The following is a 3,166-nucleotide window of genomic DNA, read 5'->3' as shown; positions in this document are numbered from 1 at the left end:
TGAATTAAATCCCGGCGGCGACCTACTCTCCCACACAGCTACCCGTGCAGTACCATTGGCCCTGAGAGGCTTAACTTCCGTGTTCGGGATGGGAACGGGTGTGACCCTCTCGGCATAGCCACCGAGAAACCTGTCGCGCTTTGCGCGTGTTCGAGGTTCTAGGTTCTATGTTCGATGTTTTCAACTTCGAACGTCGAACTCCAAACGTCGAACCGATTTTATCTCGGCAATTGCATGATTTGATTTGTTGAGTAGTGATTGATTTAATGGAGAGGGGTGGGTTACACCCCCCACACAAGTTAATTTTTATGGTCAAGCCTCACGGCCGATTAGTACTGGTCAGCTAAACAGATTGCTCTGCTTACACACCCAGCCTATCAACGTTGTGGTCTACAACGGGCCTTCAGGGGATTGCTCCCGGGGATACCTAATCTTGAAGGAGGCTTCCCGCTTAGATGCTTTCAGCGGTTATCCTTTCCGTACATAGCTACCCAGCGAATGCCACTGGCGTGACAACTGGAACACTAGAGGTACGTCCATCCCGGTCCTCTCGTACTAAGGACAGCTCTTCTCAAGTATCCTGCGCCCACGGTAGATAGGGACCAAACTGTCTCACGACGTTTTAAACCCAGCTCGCGTACCGCTTTAATTGGCGAACAGCCAAACCCTTGGGACCTACTTCAGCCCCAGGATGCGATGAGCCGACATCGAGGTGCCAAACCTCCCCGTCGATGTGAACTCTTGGGGGAGATCAGCCTGTTATCCCCGGCGTACCTTTTATCCGTTGAGCGACGGCCCTTCCATACAGAACCGCCGGATCACTAAGACCTACTTTCGTACCTGCTCGACTTGTTGGTCTCGCAGTCAAGCTCCCTTATGCCTTTACACTCTACGGCTGGTTTCCAATCAGCCTGAGGGAACCTTCGCGCGCCTCCGTTACTCTTTGGGAGGCGACCGCCCCAGTCAAACTACCCACCAGACAGTGTCCCCGACCCGGATGACGGGCCTGGGTTAGACACCCAAAACAACCAGGGTGGTATTTCAAGGTTGACTCCACCGATACTGGCGTACCAGCTTCAAAGTCTCCCACCTATCCTACACAAGCTATTCCGAATGTCACTGTCAAGCTGTAGTAAAGGTGCACGGGGTCTTTCCGTCTTACCGCGGGTACTCGGCATCTTCACCGAGAATTCAATTTCGCTGAGCCACTGGTTGAGACAGCGCGGAAATCGTTACGCCATTCGTGCAGGTCGGAACTTACCCGACAAGGAATTTCGCTACCTTAGGACCGTTATAGTTACGGCCGCCGTTTACTGGGGCTTCGGTTCAAAGCTTCGCCTTGCGGCTGACAAATCCCCTTAACCTTCCAGCACCGGGCAGGCGTCAGACCCTATACATCGACTTACGTCTTAGCAGAGTCCTGTGTTTTTAGTAAACAGTCGCTACCGCCATTTCTCTGCGACCCTCTTCGGCTTCACGTGCGTATCGCTACACCTAATGAGGGCATACCTTCTCCCGAAGTTACGGTATCATTTTGCCGAGTTCCTTAACCAGTGTTCTCTCAAGCACCTTAGGATTTTCTCCTCACCCACCTGAGTCGGTTTACGGTACGGTCACCTGTGAACTGAAGCTTAGAGGCTTTTCTTGGAAGCATGGGATCAACGACTTTGTGAGCATACGCTCTCGTCATCACGCCTCGGCGTTAATGGAGAAAGGGATTTGCCTCTCTCTCCCGCCTACACGCTTAAACCGGGACATCCAGCACCCGGATCGCCTACCCTTCTCCGTCCCCCCATCGCATTCACAGGTGGTACAGGAATATTAACCTGTTTCCCATCAACTACGCTTTTCAGCCTCGCCTTAGGGACCGACTAACCCTAAGCAGATTACCTTTACTTAGGAAACCTTGGGTTTTCGGTGACAAGGTTTCTCACCTTGTTTTTCGCTACTCATGTCAGCATAATCTCTTGTGATACCTCCAGCCGTTCTCACGATCGACCTTCGCAGGCTTACACAATGCTCCCCTACCACTGACGTCTTAAGACGCCAATCCGTAGCTTCGGTACTATGCTTAGCCCCGTTACATTTTCCGCGCAGACCCACTCGACCAGTGAGCTATTACGCTTTCTTTAAAGGGTGGCTGCTTCTAAGCCAACCTCCTGGTTGTCTGGGCATTTCCACATCGTTTTCCACTTAGCATAGATTTTGGGACCTTAGCTGACGGTCTGGGCTCTTTCCCTTTTGACCGCGGATCTTATCACCCGCAGTCTGACTCCCGCAATAACAGTTAACGGTATTCGGAGTTTGGTTAGGTTTGGTAATCCGGTAAGACCCCTAGCCCATCCAGTGCTCTACCCCCGTTACTTACTTTGCGAGGCTATACCTAAATATATTTCGGGGAGAACCAGCTATCTCCGAGTTTGATTAGCCTTTCACTCCTATCCACACCTCATCCCCTGGCTTTTCAACGCCAGTGGGTTCGGGCCTCCACGAAGTGTTACCTTCCTTTCACCCTGGACATGGATAGATCACCCGGTTTCGGGTCTACTTCCTGCAACTAATGCGCCCTATTAAGACTCGCTTTCGCTTCGGCTCCACTCTATGAGCTTAACCTCGCTGCAAAAAGTAACTCGCTGACTCATTATGCAAAAGGCACGCGGTCACCCTGGACATGCCATAGGGCTCCCACTGCTTGTAGGCATACGGTTTCAGGTTCTATTTCACCCCCCTCATCGGGGTACTTTTCACCTTTCCCTCACGGTACTGGTTCACTATCGGTCAGAGAGTAGTATTTAGCCTTGGGAGATGGTCCTCCCAGATTCCCACCGGGTTTCACGTGCCCGGCGGTACTCGGGGACACCCTAGGGTGAATCATGGTTTCGGATACGGGGCTATCACCCACTATGGCCGGACTTTCCAGACCGTTTTCCTACCAATCATCAATCCCACGTCGGGGCCCCACAACCCCCATACCATCGAAATGGCACAGGTTTGGGCTGTTCCGCTTTCGCTCGCCGCTACTGACGGAATCACTTTTGTTTTCTTTTCCTGGGGGTACTTAGATGTTTCAGTTCCCCCCGTTCGCCACGTATGGCTATGTATTCACCATACGTTACTGGAGCATTACCTCCAGTGGGTTTCCCCATTCGGAAATCTCCGGGTCAAA

At 52.1% G+C, this 3,166-nt stretch carries 2 rRNA genes (1 of these 2 only partly in view); both read right to left on the bottom strand.

The features are described from left to right. Positions 1 to 9: 9 nt before the first annotated feature. Positions 10 to 126, bottom strand: a 5S ribosomal RNA gene (gene rrf / locus ML541_RS18745). A 182-nt stretch (positions 127 to 308) separates the two neighbouring features. After that, a 23S ribosomal RNA gene (locus ML541_RS18740) occupies positions 309 to 3,166 on the bottom strand (it continues 98 nt past the right edge of the window).

The sequence above is a fragment of the Geotalea sp. SG265 genome (assembly GCF_022808985.1).
Taxonomy (GTDB): domain Bacteria; phylum Desulfobacterota; class Desulfuromonadia; order Geobacterales; family Geobacteraceae; genus Geotalea.
The sequence above is the reverse complement of the archived record's forward strand: the minus strand, read 5'-3'. Positions and strand labels throughout refer to the sequence as shown.